20 protein-coding genes are annotated in these 26,644 nt (G+C 57.2%); 8 read left to right on the forward strand and 12 right to left on the reverse strand.

The window, feature by feature from the left end; genetic code table 11:
• Positions 1 to 26: 26 nt before the first annotated feature.
• The 3 genes from ACXZ66_RS08045 to aspS form a co-directional block, all read right to left on the reverse strand.
• The gene (locus ACXZ66_RS08045; protein WP_458747973.1) at positions 27 to 1,418 is read right to left on the reverse strand and encodes a replication-associated recombination protein A; all 1,392 of its coding nucleotides are present in this window, start codon (positions 1,416 to 1,418) and stop codon (positions 27 to 29) included.
• 58 nt (positions 1,419 to 1,476) lie between these two features.
• Positions 1,477 to 2,742 (reverse strand): phosphotransferase family protein, encoded by a 1,266-nt coding sequence (locus tag ACXZ66_RS08050; protein ID WP_458747974.1) that lies wholly within the window; start codon positions 2,740 to 2,742, stop codon positions 1,477 to 1,479.
• Positions 2,743 to 2,890: 148 nt separating this feature from the next.
• Positions 2,891 to 4,705, reverse strand: coding sequence for an aspartate--tRNA ligase (gene aspS, locus ACXZ66_RS08055; RefSeq protein ID WP_458751330.1), 1,815 nt, complete (start codon positions 4,703 to 4,705; stop codon positions 2,891 to 2,893).
• Positions 4,706 to 4,844: 139 nt separating this feature from the next.
• Here aspS and ypfJ point away from each other — a divergent pair, with 139 nt between their 5' ends.
• Positions 4,845 to 5,750 carry a KPN_02809 family neutral zinc metallopeptidase gene (gene ypfJ / locus ACXZ66_RS08060; protein WP_458747975.1) on the forward strand — a complete coding sequence of 302 codons (906 nt, stop codon included), beginning with the start codon at positions 4,845 to 4,847 and terminating at the stop codon, positions 5,748 to 5,750.
• Here the strand turns inward: ypfJ and ACXZ66_RS08065 are convergent.
• Positions 5,747 to 8,422, reverse strand: coding sequence for a DEAD/DEAH box helicase (locus ACXZ66_RS08065; RefSeq protein ID WP_458747976.1), 2,676 nt, complete (start codon positions 8,420 to 8,422; stop codon positions 5,747 to 5,749). The two genes, ypfJ and ACXZ66_RS08065, sit on opposite strands and share 4 nt — an antisense overlap.
• 25 nt (positions 8,423 to 8,447) lie before the next feature.
• On the opposite strand from ACXZ66_RS08065, the gene ACXZ66_RS08070 reads away from it, so the two are divergent.
• From ACXZ66_RS08070 to ACXZ66_RS08090, 5 genes are all read left to right on the forward strand, one after another.
• Complete coding sequence (locus tag ACXZ66_RS08070) at positions 8,448 to 9,176, forward strand: CBS domain-containing protein (RefSeq protein ID WP_458747977.1); 729 nt, start codon at positions 8,448 to 8,450, stop codon at positions 9,174 to 9,176.
• Positions 9,177 to 9,319: 143 nt separating this feature from the next.
• A complete protein-coding gene (locus tag ACXZ66_RS08075) occupies positions 9,320 to 10,438 on the forward strand; it encodes an LLM class flavin-dependent oxidoreductase (RefSeq protein ID WP_458747978.1) in 1,119 nt (372 codons plus the stop codon).
• Positions 10,438 to 11,112, forward strand: coding sequence for an FMN reductase (locus ACXZ66_RS08080; protein ID WP_458747979.1), 675 nt, complete (start codon positions 10,438 to 10,440; stop codon positions 11,110 to 11,112). Before ACXZ66_RS08075 ends, ACXZ66_RS08080 begins: the two co-directional genes overlap by 1 nt.
• A 175-nt stretch (positions 11,113 to 11,287) precedes the next feature.
• Positions 11,288 to 12,649, forward strand: coding sequence for an FAD-dependent oxidoreductase (locus ACXZ66_RS08085; RefSeq protein WP_458747980.1), 1,362 nt, complete (start codon positions 11,288 to 11,290; stop codon positions 12,647 to 12,649).
• 18 nt (positions 12,650 to 12,667) lie between these two features.
• The gene (locus tag ACXZ66_RS08090; protein ID WP_458747982.1) at positions 12,668 to 14,083 is read left to right on the forward strand and encodes an L-serine ammonia-lyase; all 1,416 of its coding nucleotides are present in this window, start codon (positions 12,668 to 12,670) and stop codon (positions 14,081 to 14,083) included.
• Here the strand turns inward: ACXZ66_RS08090 and ACXZ66_RS08095 are convergent.
• The 4 genes from ACXZ66_RS08095 to tpx form a co-directional block, all read right to left on the reverse strand.
• Positions 14,070 to 15,758: a glycerol-3-phosphate dehydrogenase/oxidase gene (locus ACXZ66_RS08095; RefSeq protein WP_458747984.1), complete on the reverse strand. Its 1,689-nt coding sequence runs from the start codon at positions 15,756 to 15,758 to the stop codon at positions 14,070 to 14,072. The two genes, ACXZ66_RS08090 and ACXZ66_RS08095, sit on opposite strands and share 14 nt — an antisense overlap.
• Positions 15,759 to 15,819: 61 nt before the next feature.
• Positions 15,820 to 17,109, reverse strand: a complete 1,290-nt coding sequence (gene hisS / locus ACXZ66_RS08100; RefSeq protein WP_458747986.1) for a histidine--tRNA ligase — start codon at positions 17,107 to 17,109, stop codon at positions 15,820 to 15,822.
• Between the two features lie 11 nt (positions 17,110 to 17,120).
• The gene (locus ACXZ66_RS08105; protein WP_458747988.1) at positions 17,121 to 17,768 is read right to left on the reverse strand and encodes an MBL fold metallo-hydrolase; all 648 of its coding nucleotides are present in this window, start codon (positions 17,766 to 17,768) and stop codon (positions 17,121 to 17,123) included.
• Positions 17,769 to 17,861: 93 nt separating this feature from the next.
• Complete coding sequence (gene tpx, locus ACXZ66_RS08110; RefSeq protein WP_458747990.1) at positions 17,862 to 18,362, reverse strand: thiol peroxidase; 501 nt, start codon at positions 18,360 to 18,362, stop codon at positions 17,862 to 17,864.
• A 119-nt stretch (positions 18,363 to 18,481) separates the two neighbouring features.
• Between tpx and ACXZ66_RS08115 the strand changes: the two genes are divergently transcribed.
• On the forward strand, positions 18,482 to 19,363 hold the full coding sequence (locus tag ACXZ66_RS08115; protein ID WP_458747992.1) for a peptidylprolyl isomerase: 882 nt from the start codon (positions 18,482 to 18,484) through the stop codon (positions 19,361 to 19,363).
• A 169-nt stretch (positions 19,364 to 19,532) separates the two neighbouring features.
• On the forward strand, positions 19,533 to 19,880 hold the full coding sequence (locus ACXZ66_RS08120) for a hypothetical protein (RefSeq protein WP_458747994.1): 348 nt from the start codon (positions 19,533 to 19,535) through the stop codon (positions 19,878 to 19,880).
• Positions 19,881 to 20,018: 138 nt separating this feature from the next.
• Here ACXZ66_RS08120 and ACXZ66_RS08125 read toward each other — a convergent pair whose 3' ends face one another.
• From ACXZ66_RS08125 to ACXZ66_RS08140, 4 genes are all read right to left on the reverse strand, one after another.
• Positions 20,019 to 21,974 (reverse strand): bifunctional metallophosphatase/5'-nucleotidase, encoded by a 1,956-nt coding sequence (locus ACXZ66_RS08125; protein ID WP_458747995.1) that lies wholly within the window; start codon positions 21,972 to 21,974, stop codon positions 20,019 to 20,021.
• Between the two features lie 183 nt (positions 21,975 to 22,157).
• A complete protein-coding gene (locus ACXZ66_RS08130) occupies positions 22,158 to 24,431 on the reverse strand; it encodes a RelA/SpoT family protein (protein WP_458747996.1) in 2,274 nt (757 codons plus the stop codon).
• Between the two features lie 47 nt (positions 24,432 to 24,478).
• A complete protein-coding gene (locus ACXZ66_RS08135) occupies positions 24,479 to 25,039 on the reverse strand; it encodes an adenine phosphoribosyltransferase (protein ID WP_458747997.1) in 561 nt (186 codons plus the stop codon).
• A 10-nt stretch (positions 25,040 to 25,049) separates the two neighbouring features.
• Entirely contained in the window at positions 25,050 to 26,624 is a 1,575-nt protein-coding gene (locus tag ACXZ66_RS08140; RefSeq protein WP_458747999.1) for an ABC transporter substrate-binding protein, read from the reverse strand.
• Between the last annotated feature and the right edge of the window lie 20 nt (positions 26,625 to 26,644).

The following is a 26,644-nucleotide window of genomic DNA, read 5'->3' on the forward strand; positions in this document are numbered from 1 at the left end:
AAAATTAAAACTACTGCCGTTACACTCTACCCCCGCGGTTTACCGCGGACGATTCTGCGTAGCTTTCCGACGAATTCACGTATCCGGTTCTCCGCACCGTGGTCGGTCGGCTCATAGTACACCGCATCGTCAAGCCCTTCGGGGATGTAGCGTTGCGGGACCACGCCCATTGGGGCGTCGTGGGGATAAACATACCCCACGGCGTTTCCCAGCCGTGATGAGCCTTCATAGTGTCCATCACGCAAATGCGCTGGAACGGGGCCAGCTTTTCCAGCCCGCACATCCGCGATCGCACGGTCGATTCCGAGGATCGTGGCATTGGATTTCGGTGCTGTGGCAAGGTGAATGGTGGCCTGCGCCAAGGGGATCCGGCCCTCTGGCATACCGATAAACGAAACTGCTTCATAGGCGGCAACGGCTACTTGCAACGCTGTCGGATCAGCCATCCCGATATCCTCTGATGCATGGACGACAAGCCTGCGCGCGATAAAACGCGGGTCCTCGCCGGCCTCCACCATTCGGGCAAGGTAGTGCAAGGCGGCATCGACATCAGATCCGCGGATGGACTTAATGAACGCGCTGACCACGTCATAATGCTGATCGCCGTCGCGGTCATAGCGCACAATTGCCTTATTAACGTTGTTGCGCACGGTTTCAACAGTGAGTACTTCCCCATCATCAACCGCTTCTGCCGCGGCCTCCAGGTACGTCAGTGCACGCCTCGCATCACCGCCTGCGAGCAGCACCAGTTGCTCGAGGGCCTCGTCGTCAATTGTGATGCGTGAATCCAGTCCCCGGGAATCGGTCATCGCACGGGTAAGAACTTCACGCAGATCATTTTCGTCAAGGGGCTCCAGTTGCAAAAGCAACGAGCGAGACAAAAGTGGCCCCACTACTGAAAAGGAAGGGTTTTCGGTAGTGGCGGCAACCAGCAGCACTGTGCGGTTTTCTACGGCGCCCAGCAATGCATCTTGCTGGGTCTTGGAAAAGCGGTGGACCTCGTCGATAAATAGGACGGTGCGCTGGCCGTCAATCAGATCGCGGCGAGCTTTTTCAATCACCGCGCGAACCTGCTTAACGCCCGAGGACAGTGCCGAAAGCCCAACGAAGTTTTGCCCCATCTGCTTCGCAATCAACGAAGCAATGGTGGTCTTTCCCGTTCCTGGAGGCCCATACAAAATAACGGACGCGTCACCGGATCCCTCGATTAACCTCCGCAGGGGTTTGCCTTCCCCAAGCAGGTGCTTCTGCCCGACCATTTCATCCAGCGACTGCGGTCGCATGCGGGCAGCGAGTGGTGCGCCCGCCCCAGCATCGAAAAAGGAAGTCCCCCGTTGAGCGGTGTCCGCCTCATCATGTTCCTTGCCGTCACGGCCGCGGGAACCACGTTGAGGCTCGCCGAACAATCCATCTTGCATGAAGCCGAGTCTACCTACCGACTATCGGCCGTCTAATTGCAGTCAAATTACTAGCAGGTCACTGGTTGTTGGACGACGAATCGTCGAGACGCTTCGCCACCGACTGAGCGAACTCCGAGACAACTGTGTATTTCGTGGCGCGTCCGCCTGCGGCAAAGCGCGAGAGTGCCTCGAAGGTTTCGTAGAGGTCGCGGCGGATCATTAGTTCTTCTGCGGAGAACCCGCCGGACTCAGCGGGTCGCAGCAGCTCTCCGGTTTGCTCCATTTCGAGTACTGGTTCGAGTGAGGTACCCAGCGATTCAACGTCGGACTCGGTCAGTTCCAGGCTCTCCTGCGTTTTGGTGCTTAGGGCAAGGACGCGGGTGAGTGAGCCGTAGTACATTAACGTGACACTAGACAGGGCCCAGCCGATCAGTGCCGATGTGATGTTCTCGTGCAGTACGTCCTCATTGAGAATGCTTGGCCACTCGATCGCGATTTCTCGGCTCCACGCCTCGACGAATGCTTCAGCTTCATCGTCCGAAATCGGCCGGTTCGACAGGTACTGCGGGAACCCGCCCACGACGCATGCTAGGTCGAAGGAAACGTCGCGGAACCCTGCCCATTCGTAGTCCAAGAAGTCTGTGCGATCAGAGACAATGATGTTGTCTGGGGAGAGATCGAACGGGGTAAACGCGCGGAATTTCCCATGCAAGATGCGGTCTTGGATCTTCGGAACTTCCTGCGCCACGGCTGCCGGAACTTCGATGCCAGAGTTCTCCAGGACCTCAAGGCCTGTGGGAATACCAAAATCCAATAGCCTTTCGCGCAGATCCTGAATGCCCTTGGCATCCCCGCGATTGCGGAGCATGCGGGTCAGCAAGATGTTAAATGCGTCTTCTTTTCCCGCAGTACCGGAGTGCATTTTGCCGAGTGAGGTTCCCAGATTCCGCAGGATCTGAATCCGCTTGTCTGGATCTGCTTCATCCAGCAGTTCGGCAAAGGTATCTCCCTCACCACTGTCTGAGATGACAAGGAGGCGTTGATCGAAGTCGTAGGCCAGAAGGACGGGACCTGGGCGAACCTCTTCGGCGAGAGACGTGGTGAATTGATACGACACCACCTCGCGGGTAAAGGCTGCATCTTCAATCTTGTCGCCGGAGACAGGAGAATGCTTCAGAACCACTGTGCGGTGCGGAAGGAAAGGGTTGTTAGCAACACGGGCACGAAATACGTGTGCGCTCCCCGATCCGCTGAGCAGGGTTACATCGTGAAGTTTCTGACCGCCGCCATAACGACGAGTCAAAAGATCCTCAGCGATACTAACGATTTCTTCTTGGTCCAAAGCTTTTCTCCTTATCTCTCCCCCAATTGTGCCCTACTAGTAGAAAGCATGTTTGTAGAACACAGAAAAACCTCCCAGGTGTACTCGAACCTTCAAGTGTCTGGGAGGTCAGCGTGGTGGGGCCACGCTCAGAGTGCTTAGAATTTATCTATTTAGCTGGTGCTTCTGCTTTGCCTGCTTCTTCTGCGCCCTTGGATGGCTTGAAGTCCACTCCAGTCTCCTTGCGCTGCTCTGGGGAGATTGGGCCTGGAGCATCCGTCAGAGGATCGACGCCGCCGCCGGACTTCGGGAAGGCGATAACGTCGCGGATGGAGTCAAAACCGCCGAGCAGGGAGACAATGCGGTCCCAACCGAACGCGATGCCGCCGTGCGGTGGAGCGCCGTAAGCGAAGGCGTCGAGGAGGAAGCCGAACTTCTCGCGTGCTTCTTCTTCACCGATTCCCATCACGTCGAAAACGCGTTCTTGAATGTCGCGGTTGTGGATACGGATGGAGCCGCCACCGATCTCATTGCCGTTGCAGACAATGTCGTAGGCGTAAGCAAGTGCCTCGCCTGGTTCCTTATCGAAGGAATCCATGAACTCTGGCTTCGGCGAAGTAAACGCGTGGTGCACAGCGGTCCACTTCGAGTGGCCCAGTGCCACGTCGCCAGAGGCGGTAGCATCTGCTGCAGGTTCGAACATCGGTGCGTCAACGACCCAGGTAAATGCCCAGTCGCCTTCGTTGATCAGGCCGAGCTTCTCGGCGATGGCGCCGCGGGCTGCACCCAACAGAGCACGAGAGCTCTTAGTTTCACCGGCTGCGAAGAAGATACAGTCGCCTGGCTTTGCGCCGACGTGATCGGCGATGCCAGCGCGCTCAGCTTCGGTGATGTTCTTTGCCACAGGTCCGGTCAGCTCGCCGTCTTCGCCGACCAGGATGTAAGCGAGGCCCTTAGCGCCACGCTGCTTTGCCCATTCCTGCCATGCATCGAGCTGACGACGAGGCTGGCTTGCGCCGCCTTCCATGACAACGGCGCCAACGTACTCGTTCTGGAACACACGGAAAGTGGTGTCCTTGAAGTACTCGGTGCACTCGACGAGCTCGATGTCGAAGCGTAGATCCGGCTTGTCGGAGCCGTACTTTTCCATCGCTTCCTTGTAGGTGATGCGAGGGATCGGGGTCTGAATCTCGTAGCCGATCAGCTTCCACACTTCGGTCAAGATTTCCTCGGCAACCTGGATAACGTCATCCTGGTCAACGAAGCTCATTTCCACGTCCAGCTGGGTGAATTCTGGCTGGCGGTCGGCGCGGAAATCCTCGTCGCGGTAGCAACGAGCGATCTGGTAATAACGCTCCATACCAGCAACCATGAGCAGCTGCTTGAACAGCTGTGGCGACTGTGGCAGAGCGTACCAAGAGCCTGGGCGCAGACGAGCTGGGACCAGGAAGTCACGTGCGCCCTCAGGGGTGGAACGCGTCAGGGTTGGAGTCTCGATCTCGGTGAAATCATGCCGATCCAACACGTTGCGAGCTGCCCGGTTCGCCGCAGAGCGCAGGCGCAGAGCCTCCGCCTGGCGGTCGCGGCGCAGGTCAAGGTAGCGGTACTTCAGTCGGGTCTCTTCACCGACTTCGTTGTTGGAGGCATCCTCGATCTGGAATGGAAGCGCTGCCGACTTGTTCAGAACGGTCAACTCAGTAACGTTGACTTCGATTTCACCAGATGCCAGGTTCGGGTTCTCTGAGCCTTCTGGGCGTGGTTCTACAATGCCGGTGACCTGGACACAGTATTCGCTGCGCAGATCGTGGGCCGCTTCGGCAACGTCAGATTCACGGAAAACTACCTGCGCGAGACCGGTCCGGTCACGCAGATCGATGAAGATCACTCCGCCGTGATCACGGCGACGAGCTACCCAACCAGTCAAGGTGACAGACTGGCCGGCGATATCTTTGCGGAGATCTCCCGCGAGGTGAGTGCGCAGCACGGTTTCTTGCACGTCCTTCCACGTGTGATGATGTTGAACTTCGAAAAGTCTACCCCCTTAGGTAACAAGTTTGCGTCTCCACCCCTATTTCTCTCGCGCACACCGGCATATAACCTAAAAGGCATGGCATGATATGCGCATGACTTTCAAAGGCGGTATTCAAAAGCCGGGCAATCGTGCCCGGACAGGTGGCGGCGGTCGCACCGGAACCGTTGCCGTAGGCGGTGGTATTGGCGGTCTGCTCATTATTGGTCTTTTCCTCCTGCTTGGTGGAAATCCAAGTGACCTTGGCCAAATCACCGGCGGTGGCCAAACCACCGATGGTGGCCAGCAACAACCAGCGCAAACTTTCCAAGACCCAGGATTGGCCCATTGCCAGACCACGGATGACGCGAACGTTTATGCGGACTGCCGCGTTGAATTCACTGCATACTCCCTCGACCAGATGTGGACTGAGATCCTCCCGCAACAAGCCGGCATCGAGTACCAGGAACCAGGCTTGGTGGTTTTCGAGGGCTCCACTCAATCTGGTTGTGGTTATGCCTCAGCAAACACCGGTCCGTTCTACTGCGGCGCCGATCAAAGCGCCTATTTCGACGTCAGCTTCTTCGACCAGCTAGATCAGCTCGGTGGAGACAACGCTCCACTGGCACAGATGTATATTGTCGCCCACGAGTTCGGCCACCACATCCAGTCTCTTGAGGGCACCTTGGGTCTGATCGATTACAACAACCCGGGTGAGGATTCCACCGCTGTGCTCCTCGAGCTCCAGGCTGACTGCTACGCAGGTATTTGGGTTAATCGTGCTGACGAAGGCCAAGACGCGCTGTTGGAAACTGTGACGCCGCAGCAGGTCGAATCCGCGATCAACACCGCCCGCGCAGTCGGCGACGACAATATCCAACGTCGCTCCACCGGTGAGGTCCAGCCGGATCTGTGGACCCATGGTTCCTCCAAGCAACGCCAGGACGCTTTCCTGCGGGGTTACAACAACGGCACCATGTCGGCATGCGACTACCTCAACACCGGTAACTACAAGGCCTAAACACTAAATCCGAGGCGCTGGCGTTCCGCTTTCATAATTTCGGCGGCGAGGTGCGCCTCGGAAATATCAACAGCATCATGCGTTGCGGCGCTTTCTGAAGGCCGGGCGTAGACATCGAAGATCTGCTGCTTGTCCGCCAAAATTTCGATCAGTCGCTCGTCAACTGTGTCCTCCCCGATCAACCGGTGCACAAGCACCGAGGACGTTTGCCCCATTCGGTGCACTCGGGCGATTGCTTGGGCTTCGATGGATGGCTTCAGCTGCGGCTCGACCAGGATCACCATCGAGGCCGATTGGATATTTAGGCCCGTGCCACCTGCCGTAATCTGGGCAACTAACACACAGCCGGGTTCAGCATTACCTAGATCGTCGATCATTTCTTGGCGCCTGGCCACAGGCACCGAACCATTAATTTCGCCGACTACGCGCTGCCCAAGCGCTGTAGAAATTGTGGCTAAGACCTCGCGGAAGTAGGAAAAAATCAACACGTTGCGACCTGCGGCGTGGGCGTCGTCGATAAGTTCTTTAATGCGTTCTAGCTTCGCGGGAACGCTGCCCGGCGTTGTCATGGCGGCGCGGCGCATGCCCATGAAGTTGGATTCTTCCACGGCGCGTTCGTAGTGCGCGCGGTCCTGGTCGCTGAGTTCGATCCAGTCGATTTGCTCGAGTTTTTCGGGCAACTCGTCGAGCACGTCGGATTGGTTGCGGCGCAGATATGCTGGGGCAACGCGGACGCGGAAATGGGCAGCGTCCATCGATTCCATCCCGCGGGTGATCAGCTCGGGCGCCACATAATCGATCAGCTGAGCGAATTCATCAACGCGATTTTCTAAAGGCGTGCCGGTCATTAATAAGGCGTTAGGCGCTTCATCAATGAGGGTGCACACCGCTTTCGAACGCGCCGCGGCCGGATTTTTAATCATGTGTGCCTCGTCGACCACGACAAGATCTGGTCTGCGCACCTCCGTGATATTCATCGTGCGCGCTCCATCGTAGGTGACCACGCAGATTCCCCCGGTCCCGGCCCACGCGCGAAGCTGATCCATTTTGTCCGCGCCGTGTGCGCTATACACCGGCAAATCAGTAAACAATTTCGACTCACGCACCCAGTTGGGAAGCACCGACGCGGGAGCGATCACCAGTGTATGGTTCTTGCCGTTGGCCGCATGATGGGCCGCCACGGCCAGAGCTTGGACCGTTTTGCCCAACCCCATCTCGTCGCCAAGCACTACTTTTTCTTGGACGAGGGCAAAGCGCGCACCGAAGGACTGATAGCCGCGCAGGTGCAGATCCGTCAGGTGCGTTTGATTAAGACGCAGTGCACGGATCCGCTCGAGGACATCACCTGCAAGATCCTCGCCTCCCTCAATCTCTAAGCCGAGCAGCGTTGCCAAAAGTCCCTGGTAGTGAGCGGGGCGCGCGAGGTAATCCTCCCAAGTGTTATCTCCCAGAGTGACGGGGCGCGCAGGTTCAAGCAACCTCGAGTGAGCGCTGCCCCAGGCGATATCATCGGTGAAATTACGCCACGCCAGTGGCTCGTTCGAGGTCAGCGCGACGGTCCACTCCTCGCCCGCACTATAGAAAGGTATCTGCTCGGCATAAGAGATCAGCCGCCTCCTGCGCTCCAAGTCGTGTGCCCCGAGCTTTTCAATTTGATCGAAGGTGGCCAGCACGCGCACAAGACGCGTCGCCGCCGCAGTCGCTGTATCGCCAATGCGTGTCGACGATGGGTCCTCCGCCTCATTCTTCAGCGTCTGCGCCGCCGCCTTCATCCGCCGGGCGGTCTGCTCGCCGATGCCGTTGATACGCGTTAAGTCGCTTATCGACGATTCGTGGACCTGCCTAACCGTGCTAATCCCAGAAGCTTCCAACCCTTGGAATCTAAGCCTCTCGTTGGTCACACTGCGCAATGCATCGACGGGCAGCTGGGCTAGGAGGATTTCTGCTCGGTCTCGCGCAAGTTCAGCAAGGGCACTTTCTGCTGACCGGCGCAGGTCTGGCTCGGAGCCCGGCGCGTTGTTGAGTTCCCAGGCTTTCTGCAGTACTGAGCGAATAGTTGTCGGGTCGACTGGCTGGAAATGCAGGTCGCCTTCCGTACCGATGGTTTTTTGTAGGGCGCGCCTAGCTCCGCTGAGATAGCGATCAGGCGTGCCATGGCTGCCGGGCACAAGATGTACACCGACCGATTGTTGCAAGTGCGTGGCGGTGTCCAGCCTGTCCAAGATAGTATCTACGTCTCGGGCGTGTGCTTGGAGGTTGCTGTCTGATAGGCGCAGCGACAAAGTCTGTGCCGCCTCTTGTGCTTCGTGGAGTTTCCGGCCACCAAAGAGCCTGCCGAAGAATCCGGGTGCTGCGTCCCTGGCCTGGTGCGCTAGCTCTTGAATCCCGTCGAGTCGGCCTGGGTAAGCCACAAGCTTGTCGATGGCCCCTGGCAATGATTCGAGTTCCGCAAATGCGTAGAGCCCAGGTGGCCAGGTCATCTCGCTAGGAATGAGGAGGTAGGCCGTTTCCCCATCTTCTTCCTCAGTGAGGAAGGTTATCTTTGAGGTTGGAACATCGGACGCGGTTGATTGTTGGATGAGCGTCAGGAGCTTCCTCAGTGCACCGATCCGCGAAAGGTGCGCGTCCGTTGCACTGAGGAGCTGATCTAGTTCTTCCCGGGACACCGACATGGAAAATCAGCCTACACTTGGGGCGATGAACAGTTCAGATAATCGCGCGACGGCCTTCCTCGCCGCATTCAACGACATTGAAGACCATCTCCGGGCTGCGCTTGGGGCGAAGAAATCTGACAGCTTCCGGTGGATGGTGGACCAAGCAAAAAGGCGCCACCTTTTATCGGAATCCCACGCCGAAGATCTCAAGGAATTTGCTGAACTACGCAATGCGATCTCCCACGGGCGCTATACCAAGGATCTGCGCCCCATTGCGGAGCCCCTTCCTGAGACAGTGGCAGAAATCGAGCGGATCCGCGATCTGTTGGAGCATCCTCCCCTAGCTCTTGAGGTGCTGGGCGCGCATCAGAAAATCTACACCTTCTCCCCTGATGACGATATCCGCGATGTCCTGCGCATTATTAAGGACACGGAGATTAGCCAGTTCCCTGTGTACAAGCAGGGTCGCGCCGTTGATCTGCTGACCACCAACACTATTGCTAGGTGGGTCGCGGCTGATTTGGATGACAACGATCATCTAGATGCGCGCTCGGTAGCCGAAGTCTTGGATTATGCCGAGAGAAACGACCGGGCGGTTTTTCTTCCCAAAGATGTCACTGCCCAGGAAGCACTTGATGCCATGTTGACACCTAACGGCAATTTGGGGTTGCCTCATGCTGGGCTGATTACTGAGCACGGGTTGGACACCCAAATGCCTATTCGGGTGGTGGGCGGATCGGATGTTGTCGCACTTCGCAACGCTTTACGCTAAACACGACTTACGATTGGAATAGATAAACTTTAAAGTTGTTGACATGTCATATAGGCTAGTTTCAAAGGTTCCAGTTTTTAGGCACGCAGGTGCTAGGAGCCATTAAAGCGGCTACAAATCACACAACGAAAGGGATCGAGAAAATGCAGTTTGGCATCTTTACCATCGGCGACGTCACCACTGACCCAACCACAGGAAAAACACCCACAGAACACGAGCGCATTAACGCAATGACGGCAATCGCGCTCAAGGCCGAGGAAGTAGGCCTTGACGTATTTGCAACAGGTGAGCACCACAACCCACCTTTCGTTCCTTCCGCACCTACCACTCACCTGGCTTATATCGCGGCCAAGACTGAGAAGATCCAGCTCTCCACAGCTACGACGCTGATTACCACCACTGACCCCGTGCGCATTGCAGAGGACTACGCCTTCCTGCAGCACCTCTCCGAGGGCCGAATGGACCTGATGATGGGCCGCGGCAACACCGGGCCGGTGTACCCATGGTTCGGCAAGGACATCCGCGAAGGTATCCCACTAGCCGTAGAGAACTACCACCTGCTGCGCCGCCTCTGGCGCGAGGAAGTTGTTAACTGGGAAGGTAAGTACCGCACCCCGTTGAACGGCTTTACTTCTACCCCAGCTCCTCTCGACGGTGTCCCACCGTTCGTATGGCACGGCTCGATCCGTTCCCCTCAGATTGCTGAACAGGCCGCTTATTACGGCGACGGCTTCTTCCACAACAACATTTTCTGGAATAAGGAGCACACCGCGCAGATGGTGAAGATCTACCGCGAGCGCTATGAGGCCTATGGCCACGGCCAAGCTGACCAGGCTATCGTCGGCCTCGGCGGCCAGGTCTACATGGCAGACTCCGAAGAGCAGGCAAAGAAGGAGTTCCGCCCCTACTTCGACAATGCTCCTGTCTACGGCCACGGCCCAAGCATGGAAGAGTTCACCGAACTAACCCCTCTGACTGTGGGTACCGTCGAGCAGGTCATCGACCGCACGATGCAGTTCGCGGACTGGGTCGGTGACTACCAGCGCCAGCTCTTCCTCATGGATCACGCCGGCCTTCCACTCGAGGTTGTGCTCAACCAGATCGAGATTCTGGGCACCCAGGTTGTTCCTGAGCTGCGCAAGCGCATGGAAGCCCGCCGTCCAGACCACGTCCCATCGGATCCTCCAACCTTCGCAACCCTGCGCGAGCACCGCGACTCCCCACACTTCAAGGTCAATCCAGGTCAGGAAGAAAGCAAGTAATGAACACCGTCACTGTTATCTCCGCGGGACTTTCCATCCCGTCTACGACCCGTCAGATTGCCGATGCCATCTCGCAGCGTGTCGAGGCGGCTGTCACCGCCCGTGGCGAGTCAGTCAAGATCCAAAATATCGAGCTCCGCGACTACGTCAACGACATCGCTCAGGTATTCACCACGGGCTTTTCATCGGAGCGTCTCGACGAGATCAAAACCCAGGTTTCCGATTCGGACGCACTCATCGCCGTTACACCTGTGTTTAAGGCCAGCTACTCCGGGCTTTTCAAGATGTTCTTTGACACCTTGGATACCGATGCTCTCAACGGCATGCCCACCATCATTGCGGCTACCGCAGGTACCGCACGCCACTCGCTGGTCACCGAGTACGCAATGCGCCCACTGTTTACCTATATGCGCGCAGTGGTCGTACCAACCTCGCTCTTCGCCGCCACTGAGGATTTCGGCGGCGAGGAAGGCAAGGCCTTCGAAGTACGCGCCACCCGCGCGGCCGGTGAGTTGGCAGACCTGATCGTCTCGCAAAATAGCTCTGTTGGTGGTCTCGGCGGGGCAACTGCAGAGGGACAGGGAACACAGCGTCGTCGTAAAGCGGGTGTGGACCTGGAAGAAGACATGGTGCCCTTTGCTGAACTGCTCAAAGACCACGACGGCAACGGCTAGGGTGGCGGTAGTCGCATACGCAGGGCTCGTGCATCATTGTCGTTGATGATGCCGAAGGGGCTGCGTGTGACGTTTTCGGTGTAGCGTTTCCTCCTCTGCACGACGGGCTTATCTAGGAGTACCGTCGTGTTTAGGTCATACCAGGGCTTGCAAAAGGATCTAGAGGAGGAACAAGATGAACACGTTTGATGTCGCCGTAATTGGTTGGGGCAAGGGCGGAAAGACCCTCGCTGGAACGCTGGCGCGCGCCGGGAAGAAAGTCGCGATGATTGAACAATCGTCCGACATGTACGGCGGCGCGTGCATTAACGTTGCGTGTATCCCAACGAAGGCGCTGATCCATAACGCCGAGACGCGCAAAGAGCACGACTACGATCCTTCCTACTTTGCTACGTCCGTGGAACGCCGCGATAACCTCACAGCGGCCATGCGCAAAAAGAACTATTCCATGCTGGCGGATTTGGACACCGTGGTGGTCTTCGACGGCAAGGCCCGCTTTAGCGGCCCGAAGACGATTACCGTGACCGCAGGCAGCGACGAGCTTGAGATCACCGCCGAGACGGTCATTATCAACACGGGCTCCCTGCCTAACATCCCTTCCATACCGGGTGCCGAAGTAGGCGGGGTCGTGCACACCTCAATCACTTTGCAACATGCTCCCCTGCCCAAGAAACTCATCGTGGTCGGCGGTGGCTACATCGGCATCGAATTCGCTTCCATGTTTGCCCAATATGGCTCGCAGGTGACAGTGCTTGATCGTAACGCTCGACCTCTTTCGCGTGACGACGAAGACGTGGCCACAGAAGTTGCCAATGCCGTCCGCGATACCGGTGCGACTTTTATCAACAACGCCCAGGTCACGCGCATCGATAGCGACGCAACCAGCTCCACCGTCACCTACGCCTCTGGTGGCGCAGAGCATGAAATCCGCGGCGATGCCGTCCTATTGGCCCTCGGGCGCCATCCCAACACAGCCGAGCTGAATCTGGAAGCAACCGGAGTCACCACCAACGACAAGGGTGCCATCGAGGTCGACGAACACCTTGAGACTTCCGTGCCGGGCATCTTCGCGCTGGGCGATGTCAATGGTGGTCCGCAGTTTACGTACGTCTCCCTCGACGACAACCGCATCGTTCAAGACCAGCTCCTTGGCACCGGCAAACGCTCGACGAAAGACCGCGTCGCCGTGGCCTCAACCACGTTTACCACGCCTCCGTTTTCTCGGGTGGGTTTAAGTGAAACTGAGGCCCGCGAACAGGGCTTCGAGATCAAGGTGGCAAAGAAGAAAATTGCCGATATCGCTGCGATGCCAAGACCCAAGATTGTCGAGGATGCTCGCGGTATTATCAAGATCATCGTGGATGCACACACCGATTTGATCCTCGGCGCAGCTCTTTTCCACGTCGACTCGCAGGAAGTTATCAACCTGGTGTCGCTGGCAATGCGTCAAGGGGTCACCGCCACAGTGCTGCGCGACTCGATCTACACCCACCCGTCCTCGTCCGAAGCATTAAACGAGGTGCTCGCAACGATCTAGGCCAGGAAGGACCCTCCAATGTCTGCCACCAGCATCAGCGTTTCCGACCTATTTACTATCGGCATTGGCCCCTCTTCCTCGCACACAGTGGGTCCGATGCGAGCTGCCCAGGCGTTCGTCGATACGCTTTCGGAAGCTCCAGCTCATGTCACCGTGACTTTTCGGGGCTCCTTGGCCGCGACCGGGGTGGGTCATGGGACCGACCGCGCCACGCTTCTAGGGCTGGTGGGCTACACGCCGACAACGGTCAGCCCCGATATCGCACCGGTTTTGGGCACGCCGATCCCCGCGAGTGGCACGATTTCGGGTCCTGCCCGCACCGTCGCGTATTCGTTAAAGTTTGATCCGCAACCTGTGGCGGAGCACCCCAACTGCCTGTATTTCGACGCTCGGGCTGCGGACGGGCGCGTGCTCGCAGAACGGGTGGAATATTTCTCTGTCGGCGGTGGCTTCATTCAGGATCGCGCCGAGATCGACGCTCAGCGTTTGCAGGGTCCGCTGCCCGCAGGTGCCGCGACGGTGGCGCGTGAGGTGAAGGTTCCGCATCCCTTCGAGTGCTCCGATGATCTACTTTTGCGTTGCGACGAGGCGCAGTCCTCGATAGCTGATGTCCAGGCCGAAAATGAGCGCTTCCTCCATCACGCCGACGGCTGGGATACAGTGGTGGCCCACCTCGATCGGGTCTGGGAGACAATGCAAGAATGCGTCTCGGCGGGGATCGACAAGAAAGGCACATTGCCCGGAGGCTTAGGTGTCAAGCGCCGCGCGCCGCGCCTACACCAGCAGCTACTGGACAAAGATGCCGACGAACGCCCCGGCGGGCTGGATGCGATGGAATGGGTGAACTTGTACGCGCTGTCAGTCAACGAGGAAAACGCTGCCGGTGGTCGCGTGGTTACCGCGCCAACAAACGGTGCAGCCGGAATTATTCCGGCTGTGATGCATTACTGCCGAGACTTCACCGACGGTTTTAGTGCTGAGCGCGCTCGCGAGTTCCTGCTAACTGCCGGAGCAGTCGGTGCGATTATTAAGACTAATGCCTCGATCTCTGGCGCCGAAGTAGGCTGCCAGGGCGAGGTTGGATCCGCTTCGGCGATGGCGGCGGCAGGTTTGTGTGCCTACCTCGGGGGCAGCCCAGCGCAAGTGGAAAACGCCGCAGAAATCGCACTCGAGCACAACTTGGGCTTGACCTGCGATCCCGTCGGTGGCCTCGTTCAGATTCCGTGCATCGAACGCAATGCAATTGGCGCCATTAAATCCATTAACGCTGCTCGCTTGGCTCGTCTCGGCGATGGCAACAACCGGGTGAGCCTGGACAATGCCATTGAAACGATGGCTGCAACCGGCCGTGACATGCTGACAAAGTATAAGGAAACCTCTACCGGCGGTTTGGCCACTCAGCTCGGGTTCCCCGTCAACATTACGGAGTGTTAAAGGCTTGATCTATCACGTCGCGGCGTGAGGCAGTCTTACCGTTGTAGGCCGCTGCCACACCGCGGGTTTCTTCTGCATCCCACCCCAAAAGGGGCGCGATGATTGCGGCCACTTTCTCGACTACTTCGTCCGGCACGGCACCGAGGGTGCCTATAGTCAACCTGCGATCGATGACATCCTCGAGCGTAAGTGCATGTTCGTGGGTCACTGCGTACACCGCTTGGGCTGCAATATCGTTGCTGGTACCAGGCCAGAGTAGCTCGTCGAGGCCCTCGCCTTCCGCCACGGTGCGCAGGACCTCAGTGTGCTCAGTGCCGTAGAGGCGCGCAAGGTGCTCGCGAACTTCCGCAGACAGCGGAAGTTCGCTGTGCTCCTTCACTGCCACAGTGAATGCGTCGGCCACAGTTTCGTAGTCGCCAAATGAGCTTGAGAGTGGGCGCTTTGTGTCGCCGAAACGCTTTGTAGGAGGAAGCTCCGCTGACATGTGCTTGACCACGGTGTCGATGACCTTCTCGCCCATCGCGCGACCTGTGGTCCACTTGCCACCGGTGACTGTGAACAGGCCAGAGAGGCCTTGCTCGGAGTGGTCCCGGACCTCGAAGCGGCGAGACGAGGTGTAGGTGTCGTTGCCGTCGTCGATAAGCGGGCGAACGCCCACGATGGTGTCTTCGATCTGCTCGCGGTGCAGCGGGCGCGAGGAAACGGAATCGAGCGTCTCACGCAGGAGGTTGATGTCCGAGACGTCAGTTTCGGCCGAGTCCGGATCGCCGGAGGTCGGGGTATCAGTCGGGCCGATCAGCGTGCGTCCCTCCCAGGGGTTGACCATCATATGGTGCCCATTTTTGCCTCGGACGTAAATGGCTTCTTTCATACCCAAGCCAGTGGTAATCAGGTGAACTCCCTTAGACTGTTTCACTTTTATCCCGGCCTGCTCGGCGCGATTTCCCAAAACTAGCTCCGCCCATGGACCGCCAGCGTTGACCACAGCATGGGCCGATACTGAAAATTCGGCTCCGGAGAGCAGGTCTTTGAGACGAACACCGCGCACAACTCCCCGATCCACCTCGATGTCTTCGGCAGATGTGTGGTTGATTGCAGTACCGCCAAGTGAAACAAAGTCTTTGACTAAGGAGAGCAAGAGGCGCTCAGGATGCAGGTTCAAGGTATCGTCATGACGCCATGCGCCCAGCAGCCCCGTTGGATTCAGCCAAGGAGCCTGGTGCAAAAGCGTCTTTTTCGAAATCCATTTGAAGCGGGAGGAGCGCACATCGCGCGGCACACCGACATTGCGGTTAAAGGCCATAGCCTCGTAGAGTCCGACGCCTGCGCCCATAATCGGCGCCGACGGCTTCGACCACTCATAGGCCGTGAGCAGAAAGCTACGGGGCTGAACCAAATGCGGGGCCGCCAACGTAAGGAAGCGACGCTCACGCACTGATTCAGCAACCACGGCGAAGTCATATTGTTCCAGGTAGCGCAGCCCGCCGTGAATCATTTTGGTGGTTGCAGCGGAAGTGCCGTGGCCGTAATCGGTTTTCTCTACGAGCAACGTTTTCAGGCCCCGGCCGGCGGCATGCCTGGCCACTTGCACGCCGGAAATTCCACCACCTACAACCACCAGATCATAGCGATCGTGCAATGGGCCACCGAATGCCCGTGGGGATAAGCTGCTCATCTCGTCCACTTCCTTGCTTCAGGATCAATCGCCGGCGGTACCGCCAGCTATCCTTCGCAGTTTAGTTGGAAAGAGCCGACCTCAGAGCCGTAACAACTTGATCAAGTGAAACGGGTTGCTGAGTCTGATCAGCGAGATTCTTCACTGAGACCTCGCCAGCCTCTAGTTCCTGATCACCGAGCACAAGCGCGTATGCGGCTCCTGCGCGGTCGGCGCCCTTCATAGCACCCTTGAGGCCTCGTTCGCCGTAGACCATGTCAGAAGAAATTCCGGCGGCGCGGAGCTCGTCGATAAGCAATGCCATGCGACGCTTCGCCTCGCCGCCAAGTGCAACCCCGTAAACGTCGACGCGGCGATCAACGCCGTCGAGGACAACGCCTTCTGCCTCGAGGGCGAGCACGGTGCGGTCGACTCCAAGCCCGTAGCCAATGCCCGAAAGGTCCTGGCCACCGATCTGTGCCATGAGGCCGTCGTAGCGGCCACCGCCACCGATGCCGGACTGGGCGCCGAGGCCGTCGTGGACGAACTCGAAGGTAGTCTTGGTGTAGTAATCAAGGCCACGCACCATGCGCGGGTTGATCACGTACGGCACACCCATGTCGTCGAGGGTGCCCGTGACGGTTTCGAAGTGCGCGCGGGTGTGATCGTCGAGGTGATCGAGCATGAGTGGCGCATCCGCTGTCATCTCCTGGACCTCGGGGCGCTTGTCATCGAGGACACGCAGCGGGTTGATCTCGGCACGCTTGCGAGTCTCTTCATCCAAAGGCAGCTTGAACAAGTACTCCTGGAGCTTCTCGCGGTAGGCCGGGCGACAGTTATTATCGCCCAGGCTGGTCAACTCAAGGCGGAAATCCTTCAGGCCCACTGCGCGGTAACTGCGATCGGCCAGCGCGATGACCTCTGCGTCCAGCAGCGGATCATCGACACCGATAGCCTCAATACCCACCTGCTGCAGCTGGCGGTAACGACCTGCCTGCGGGCGCTCATAGCGGAAAAACGGACCATAATAGTTCAGCTTCACCGGCAAGTGACCGCGATCGAGATTGTGCTGAATCACCGCACGCATCACGCCAGCGGTACCTTCTGGGCGCAGGGTGACGGAACGCTCGCCGCGATCAGCAAAGGTGTACATTTCCTTGCTGACCACGTCGGTGGACTCACCGACGCCACGGGCAAACAAGGTGGTGTCCTCGAAAATGGGAAGCTCAATATGCTGGTAGCCGGCCAGATGGGCCTGCCTAACAAACTCGTCGCGGACCCGAATGAAGGTCGCGGACTGCGGTGGCACGTAATCGGGAACGCCCTTCGGCGCCGCCAGTGCCTTGAATTTCTCAGTCTTGTTAGTACTCACAGCCAGAAAGTTTAGCCGTTCTGCTTTGCTTGAATGAGATATGGGTTGGTAGTGCGCTCGCCACGCACAGATGTTGTGGGACCGTGCCCGGGCAACACGGCCAACTTATCGTCCAGCTCCCACACCGGACCTGCAAGTGAACGCACCATATCCTCATGATTTGAATCCGGAAAATCCGTCCGGCCAATGGTGCCTCGAAAGAGTACGTCACCAGTGAAAACAACCTCATCGTGTATGAGCAGCACACTGCCCCGCGTATGGCCGGGAGCATGGGCAACACGCAATTGGACTCCCGCGATGTCCAATTCCTGCCCGTCTTCCAAATGGCGCAGGTCGCGCACCGGAATCATGTGCTCTACATCGAAAAGCATCAGCGTTTCCGCGCGCACTCCCTCCGCACCCTTGAGGTAAGTTTCATCGCCCTCATGGATGTAAACAGGAATGTCGTACTTCGCGGCCAATGACCCCGCATCGCGGCTGTGGTCAATATGTCCATGAGTCAGCAACACCGCCTTCAGTGATGCCCCGCTTGCGTCCAGCAAAGAAACGACCTTGTCGTGGGCATGCATGCCGGGATCCACCACGATGGCTTCATTGCCCTCAGTGATCACATACGTATTGGTTTTGTACGGCCCTGCCGCAAAACCCGAAATATCCATGGGCACAGCATAGTAGATGCCGGAGACAAGCCCGCTTTACGACGAAAACCCGGCCCACACCTTGTGTGAACCGGGCAGGTAGCAGCAGTTGTTTTAGTTCAGCGCTGCAAGTGCGGAATCGTAGTCTGGCTCCTCAGAAATTTCGCCAACGAGCTGGGTGTAAATAACCTTGTGGTTCTCATCGGTGACAATCACCGAACGAGACAGCAGGCCCTGCAGTGGAGAATCCAGCAAGGTCACGCCGTAATCCTCGCCGAAGGAAGAACGGAACGCAGATGCGTTAACAACATTTTCGATGCCGTTCGATGTGCAGAAACGCTCATGGGCGAATGGCAGATCCTTGGAGATGCACAGCACGGTAGTGTCCTCGTCCAAGTCAGTTGCGCGCTTGTTGAACTCGCGCACCGAAGCTGCACACGTGCCGGTGTCCAAGGATGGGAAGATGTTGAGGATGAGGCGCTTGCCGTCAAATGCACTATCGGTCACTGAAGCGAGATCGGTGCCCACAAGATCGAATGCTGGAAGCTGATCGCCTACTGCAGGAAGTTCACCGATGGTGGTTGCTGGTTCATTCTTAAAAGTTACGTTTGCCATGCGCCCCACTGTAGCGAGATCACACCTAACCCGCCACGCTCACTGCGGCAGTGTGAACCAGTAGAGTGTTAACGTATATCTTCCGTAGGTCCCACATAAGGCAGCGAGGTTTCAACCCGGTGAGTAATAACGAACAGCGTGGAAAAGACGCCCTCAAGAAACTTGAGGGTGAACTAAACGCCCGCGACCGCAAGGAAAAGCGTCAGCCCATTACCGTTGCGGCGCTTGCGGCAGTGGTCATCGCGGCTATCGGCGGTGGCATTTATTGGGCAACAACGTACAGCGGAGACAAGAACGTTGTAGCTGAAGAATCCACCACTCAGGAAACCACCACGCAGCAAAGCGATCCGCTTGCTGGCTACCAAGCATTGGCTACCGAGCGCGCCACTGCCCTGCCTGCCACCGTGACGTGTCAGTACAACGATGCCGGCGAGGCAGCACGCGACGTGGGCCGACCACCCACCGAAAACATCTCTACCGAGGGCACCATCACCGTGAATCTAGACACCACGGCAGGTCCGATTGGTATGGAACTTGACCGCGCTGTCGCGCCTTGTACCGTCAACGCAATTGAGTACCTCGCCGATCACGAGTACTTCAACGACACCGTCTGCCACCGCCTAACCACCACAGAGGGCCTGAAGGTCTTGCAGTGTGGCGATCCTTCCGGCACCGGATCCGGCGGTCCTGGCTTCGAATTCGCCAACGAGTACCCAACCGATGAAGCCCAGGATACGAATACGCCCGTCATCTACGAACGTGGCACGATTGCCATGGCTAATGCGGGCCCGGATACCAACGGTTCCCAGTTCTTCCTCAACTACGGCGACGGCGGCCTCCCACCGCAGTACACCTACTTTGGGCAAATTAACGACGAAGGCCTAGCCACACTCGACGCCGTTGCAGCAGAGGGTGTCGATGCCGCAAATTCCCAGCAGGGTGCACAGGATGGACCTCCAGCAAAGGAAGTCCGAATCACTTCGGCAACGGTGGCGAGCTAATAATAAACCTGTGAGAAATTTTGTTTATGCAGGTAAGACCATTGTGTAACTGGGAACTTTCTGTGCGATTCATGTTGCAACCCTCGATGGCCCCGGCTATAGTTACCAAACGGTAATCGTAGCGCCTTTGATTTTTGTTAGTATTCAAGGCTTGATAGATGGGAAACACATGAAGCTTCGTAAGTCTCTCGTTGCAGTTGCAACCGCTCTCACCGTTGCAACCGCAGGCACCGTCGTTGCAAATGCAGAAACGGGCTCTTCTGAATTGACTTCTTCGTCCTTTACGCCTTATGCCGCTGATGGCGAGAATCCTGGCGGTGAGCAGGATCCTGCTGGTGAAACTGATGGCGAGAATCCTGCTGATGATAATGGTTCCTCGACTGACTCCGAGAACGATACGGGCAGCAGCATCAATTGGGGCGATCCAGTCGAGCTCAAGAGCTGGATCGGTGTCTTCACCGCTGTTATCACTGCTCTCGGTGCTGCATTCTCCTTCATCACCAAGTACTTCCTCTAATTTGCTGACGTAGTACGAAAATAATCCGCGCCCTTTCACGAAGGGCGCGGATTTTTTCTGCCCCACTCTCAAAAGTAGAGGGCACAGGAAAGGCGAGGCCCACAGATACCGCGGACCTCGCCCCTACATGTGTCTTGCTTAGCGGCTGCTCATGCTGCTCAGAGCGCCCAAGCTGCTCAGGGAAGATCCGGAGGGTGCTGGATTTTCCTTGGCACCAAAGGAAACGGGCATAGAGATCTGCGTGCCAGTATCGGTGGAAATGATCAACTGCTGCTCACCTGTCAGGCCAGCAGGCAGATCGATTTCTACGGTGGCACGGCCAAATTCGCCCATCCCATTGTCTGCATCAGTGGTCGAGTTATCAATCGGTGCAGATACTTCCGTATCACCAATGCGCACCGTCACGGTCTTAGCCATTGGCTCACCCGCGGTGGAGTAGTTCAGGGAAGAAAGCGCGATTGTGTTCTTGGCACCTGCAACGAGGCCACCTTCAGGAAGCACAACGCCAACTTCACCCTGGCCCTGGCGCACTGCCGCATCACCAGTGCTCAGGTAATCCTGGAACGCCTGGTAATCGATGTAGCCTACGTTAACCTGATCACGAACGTCTGCAGGGTTGATAAATCCGTCACCACCTTCAAACATGAAGGTCGAGGTTGCCACCTTGTAGTCACGGTTGAGATCAAGAGCCTCACCGTTAATGGTCACGTGGGTCATGCGAGATCCCTTTGGAGCAGAAGGATCGTAGACATAGTTGACGTTGTCAGAAACACCCATGGACAAACGTGGGCGCTCATTGCCGTCCTGCCACTGATTCTCAAGCGCGTTCAGGATTGCTTGGCCAGACAGGGTTGCGTAGGAAAGCTCGTTGCCGAAAGGCTGCATGGTCACAGCCTGCTCTACGGTGACATTGCCTGCTGGAAGGTCAGCACGAACGCCACCCGCATTCATCAAGCCCAGATCAATCTGGCCACCACCGAGGAAGGTATCCATTGCCTGGCGGTTGGATTCAGCCAGCATGTTATTTGCGGTCGACTCAACTCCACGGTTCGAGCCTGCTGTATTACCCGGGTTGGAACCACGGTAGAAGGATTCGGTAGTGGTTGCAATTACCTCAGAACCCAGTTCCTTCGACTGTGCCACGGCATTATCGACGATGGCCTGAACCTCAGCGTTCGGGGTCAGATTGAGAGTTGCGAAATTCTCTGCGTTGTATTGCTTCGCACCAAGCTCAACGATTTCCTTGGTGTCCTTGTTGTAGGTGATATCCAGGTCGGTCACCATCTTGCCGTACTCCCAGGACTGCGCGTAAGGAACGGCCGCCGTGTTGTCCAGCTGCTGCAGGTGAGTGTCACCACCGAAGAGGAAGTCAACATAGGCTGGGTCCATATTCAGGTTGTCAATCTCGGCAGGATCATGCTGCAAAACAACAACGATGTCAGCTTCGCCAGAATCTTTCAGGCGCTTAGCTTCTTTGTTTGCCTCGTCAGATGCATTACGGATTTCCAGGCCAGCAGTTGCACTTGGGGAAACCTTCTGCGGGGTCAGGTTCGAGGTGGTGCCGACGATGCCGACCTTCACACCCTGAATATCTTTGACCATGGATGGCTCGAGAGCTCGGGTGCCATCCTCGTAGTAGACGTTGGCGCCCAGGATTGGCGAATTGAAACGAGGGATGAGGCGACCAGTCAAGTCGTCGAATCCCTTGTCAAACTCGTGGTTACCTGCGGCGTTGACTTCAATGCCCATTGCGTTGAGCGCGTCGATGGTTGGCTCGTCGTTAGCAATTGCGGAGACGAACGCGGAACCACCGACATTGTCACCGGTGGTAGTAGCGATCGAACCATCGGCGTCGCTGTTTACGTACTCAACCAGCGCGGCAATGTTGGCAGCACCCAGGGTCTGACCAGACTTCGGTGCAGCCGCGTTATAGTCGCCCTGCAGGTAGCCGTGGAAATCGGTGAAGTTGGAAATCGAGATTTTTACCAGATTTGCAGAGCCGTCCTGGGCATCAGCAATGGCAACACCCTGGAAAACAAGTGCGGTAGTGGTGGTAGCAGCCAGCAGGTGGCCGATACGACGGAATTTGGACACGGGAATGTCTCCTCTAAAAATGTACGGGTTTATCAGAACCTTTACATTCTTTATGAAGCCCAGACATTGTGCAGAGGAGGATTTTCTATTTGCGCAGGTTGTCACCTACTGTGCTTTAAGAGTTCATCTTGGAGCAACCTGAGAGTAGCCTGATCGGCTTAACTCTCAAGTATAGCTTTAGACTTACCCTGACACGCGATAGATATCGAAGACACCCTCGATATTGCGCAGCTGATTCATCAAAGCACCCAACTGTTTCGTGTCTGACACCGACACGGTAAGTCGAATGGTGGCGATGTGATCGTCGCCAAGCTGCGAGCTCAACGCACTGATGGACAACTTCTGATCCGTGAGCACACGCGTGAGCTCCGCCAGCAGACCGTGACGATCCAACGCCTCGATTTGAACTGTGGCCACGAAGGCACCGCCCTGCGAACCGCTCCCGGCCCATGACACCTCGATCAGACGCTCTGGTTCTTCCTGGAGCTTCGGCACATTCGTGCAATCGCTGCGATGGACCGAAACCCCACCGCCACGGGTGACGAATCCAATGATGTCATCGCCTGGAACCGGCTGACAGCACTTAGCCAGCTTCGCCATCACATCCGGACTGCCCTGGACTAGGACCCCAGCTTCACCAGTAGTCTTCGGCTCCTGGGAAACAAGCTTGGACAACGGGGTGCGCGCAGTCAACGCATCAACGGCGTCGTCTTCATCGCCGAAGCGAGCCATGAGCTGATGGCTGACGTGCTGCGCCGATACGGTTCCGGCGCCGATGGCGGTGTACAGCGCGTCCACGTCTGGATAGTGCAGCTGCTTGGCTACCGACTTCATCGACTCCGCAGTAAAGAGACGGTGCATCGGAAGACCACCGCGCTGTACTTCGGCGGCGAGGGCATCGCGGCCAGCTTCCAGGTGCTCTTCACGACGCTCCTTGGCGAACCACTGGCGAATCTTCGCCTTCGCACGCGGCGAGACCACGAAGTCCTGCCAATCGCGTGACGGGCCAGCATTTTGATCCTTCGAGGTAAACACCTCGACACGGTCGCCTGACTGTAACGTCGATTCAAGTGCAACGAGCTTTCCGTTGACCTTGGCACCAATACAGCGATGCCCGACCTCGGTATGTACTGCATAGGCAAAGTCCACCGGGGTTGAACCCGCCGGCAGGTTGACCACATCGCCCTTCGGCGTAAATACGAAAATCTGCTGGGAGGTCAGATCGTAGCGCAACGAGTCCAAGAACTCGTTGGGATCCGCAGCTTCCTTCTGCCAGTCCAGCAGCTGCCGCATCCACGACATCTGGTCGACCTCAGCCTGGTCACCCTTGTGCGAACCCTTAGTTTCCTTGTACCGCCAGTGTGCAGCAACGCCGAACTCGGCATTGTAGTGCATCTCATGCGTACGAACCTGGATCTCCAAAGGCCGACCACTGTCGGCCATCACTGTGGTGTGCAGCGACTGATACACCCCGAAACGAGGATTCGAAATATAATCTTTGAATCGCCCGGGCATTGCCGAATAGATGGAATGCACTACGCCAATAGCCGCGTAACAATCATTGACAGTATCGACGAGCACTCGAATTCCGACCAGATCAAAAATCTCGTCGAACTCTCGTCCCCGGACAATCATCTTTTGGTAGATCGACCAATAGTGCTTCGGGCGCCCCTTCACCTCGGCCTTGATGTTATTGGCCTTGAGCTCTGCAGAAACTTTCTCCGAAATCTCTTTCAAGGCGCGATCACGAGAGGGAGCACGATCGGCGACGAGGCGAACAATCTCTTCATACTTCTTCGGGTACAAAATAGCGAAGGAGAGATCTTCGAGCTCCCACTTCACGCTCGCCATACCCAAGCGGTGTGCCAGCGGCGCAATCACCTCGAGGGTTTGGCGTGCCTTCTTCGCCTGCTTTTCCGGTGGCAAGAAGCGCATGGTGCGCATGTTGTGCAGCCGGTCAGCGACCTTGATGACCAGCACGCGCGGATCCTGGGCCATGGCGACGATCATTTTCCTGATCGTCTCGGCCTCGGCGGCAGCGCCTAAGGCAACCTTGTCCAGCTTTGTCACACCGTCAACTAGACGAGCAACCTCGGGACCAAAATCAGCCGTGAGATCATCAAGGGAATAGTCTGTATCTTCCACCGTGTCATGGAGCAGGGCTGCAACCAAGGTTGTGGTGTCCATGCCAATTTCGGCACAGATGGTAGCCACCGCAAGAGGGTGAGTAATGTAGGGATCCCCCGATTTGCGGTAGACCCCTTCATGCAAACGCTCAGCAGTGTCATACGCGCGCGACAGAAGTTCCGCATCCGCTTTGGGATGGAACTGCCGGTGAATAGACAACAACGGGTCTAACACAGGGTTGACTCGGGTGCGCCCCCCGGTCAAAGAACGCGCCAATCGCGCAGAGACGCTTCTCATACCGGGGAGCCGTTGAGATCTTTCCTGTGTCATCGTCGCCCCCTGAAGGTTTGTGAAAAATAGCTAGTCTATAAAGCCTACTACCCTTCATTGTTAGCTGCGTCATTCAACACAACCAAAGGTCTACCATCCAACCGCTCGCGGCCCCCAAGATCCTCAACTTCCAAAACTACGACATAGCCGGTGACAGTGCCACCAGCTTTCTCGATAAGTTTTGTCGCGGCAATCAAGGTTCCACCGGTAGCCAGGACATCGTCGACAAGCACAACATTCTTTCCGTGGATATCCGCACCGTCTGCAGGAATCTCCAAGGCGGCCTTGCTGTACTCCGTCTCGTATGACTGGGACAGGACGGGAGGCGGAAGCTTGCCCTTCTTGCGAATCGCAAGAATGCCCTTCTTCAAGTTATAGGCAACGGCCGAGCCGAGCAGGAAGCCTCGGGCGTCAAGTCCGCCGATGACGTCTGCGCCAAACTCCTCGCATGCTTCAGAGAGCTCGTCGACAACAACTTGCAATGCGTCAGCGTCCGCGAGCACTGGAGTCAGGTCCTCGAACAGAACGCCCTTTTCTGGGAAGTCCTGAACGTAGCGCATCTTGTCAGTGAGCGCTTCACGGGCGGTTGCATACTTATTTTGGGGCACTTGTCGATTCCTAATCTCTCGATTGCCAACGGTCCATGTTCCACCCGATACCGGTGGTACCTGTGTACGCCACAACGTTATCCACGTTCTGGTCCACTATGAATGTACGGGGTTGTGCAGACAATGGCAGGGTGGGAAGCTCTTTCCAGAAATATGCCTCGTGTCCGCGCAGCGCCTGCACATTAGACAAGTTTACGGCTGCCGAATTGAATTCCGACATTGGGTCGATAGCGCCAAGGTACGCGTCGATGGAATTACTGCCAGGCTCGAGGTCCTGCAGCGTCTTTCCCCCCTCAGTGGCATCGATGACGGTGATACCCGCTGGCTCACATGATTTCTTAATCTCGTCGACCATGGCAGCCTTGCGCTCATCGGGTACCGAGTAGCCGATGCGCAGTTCCGTGCCACCCGCTGCACGTGCAGCTTCGATGTCGACTGCTAAACGTTCCTCTGCGTTGTCTTCGAGCTGACGCGCAACCGGATCAGAATGCCTCGCGACCTGGACTGTCACAGGTGGCACCTCCACCCCAGAGACATTGCTTGAGGCCTGCGCTACTGCCCTTTGATCCACGCATTTTGACAGGGCCTGGCGGTTTTCAGGGACGGCCCAGGTACCGGTATCCGCAAAACTCAGGGATTCCGTCAGCTCGCCAACCATCGATTCCACGGTATAAGGGTTTCCCTCGGCATTGAGATCCAACCACTCCGGCGAGCTGGTAGGGACATCCGCGACACGCAGGGCACCAGCCTGGACGAGCTCGGCAGAGTTCGCGCTTGCAGGCCACACAACCAGCTTTTCTTCTGCCGCAGGATCGCCCTTGAAGTGTTCATTTCTAGCTAGGGTGACTTCCCCGCTCTCGCCGACAGAGTCAATCTTGAACGGACCGAACGAGACCTGTAATTCGGGATCAAAATTAGCCAGATTGAAGCCGTCCCTCCAGATCTCCGCAATCGGTGCCAGTTGAGCGGGTTCTTCTGATTCCAGCGCCTGAGCGAAAGTGTTGGCGTCCATTCCAAGCCGCTTAGCAATGGCATGGGCAGGCAGTACGGTGCCTGGGCCAAACAACTCGCGCCACCGGTCACCCTGGCCTTCCTTGAACACCACGGTAAATTCTTTGGCGCCGGGGAGACAATCAACATGGTCGATCTGATCCATCAGAGGTAAGTGAGCACCAAAGATGTCCGGATGAGTTCCGGCCGTATATGCCAAGAGAAAGTCCGAACAGGTCAGATGTTGACCATCGGAGAACGTGGCGTCCGATTCGATTGTGTAGACAACCTGCCTGTTGCGGCCGGGCAGGACCTGTGCCCGTGCCACATCGGTGTTCGGGATCATTTGTCCGCTCGGACCAGCAACAAAAACGGCCGGGTAAAGACGTCCCGAAAGTAGCTGTGCGTTGGTGGAAACGCCAACGTTGGATCCAGCGTTCGAGGTGATGAGCTCCTGAGAAATCTGGTACCCAAACATGTCTTTGGAGCCTGGCTCCGAAAACACGCTCGTTGGTCCAGAGAGCGAGCAGCCAGCCAGAATCGAGGCTGCAGTAACCATTCCGGCTAGGGCCGTCATCGTCTTAAAGCGCTTCACTTTTTATACTTCCTGGTCTC

The sequence above is a fragment of the Corynebacterium sp. S7 genome, from assembly GCF_054401105.1.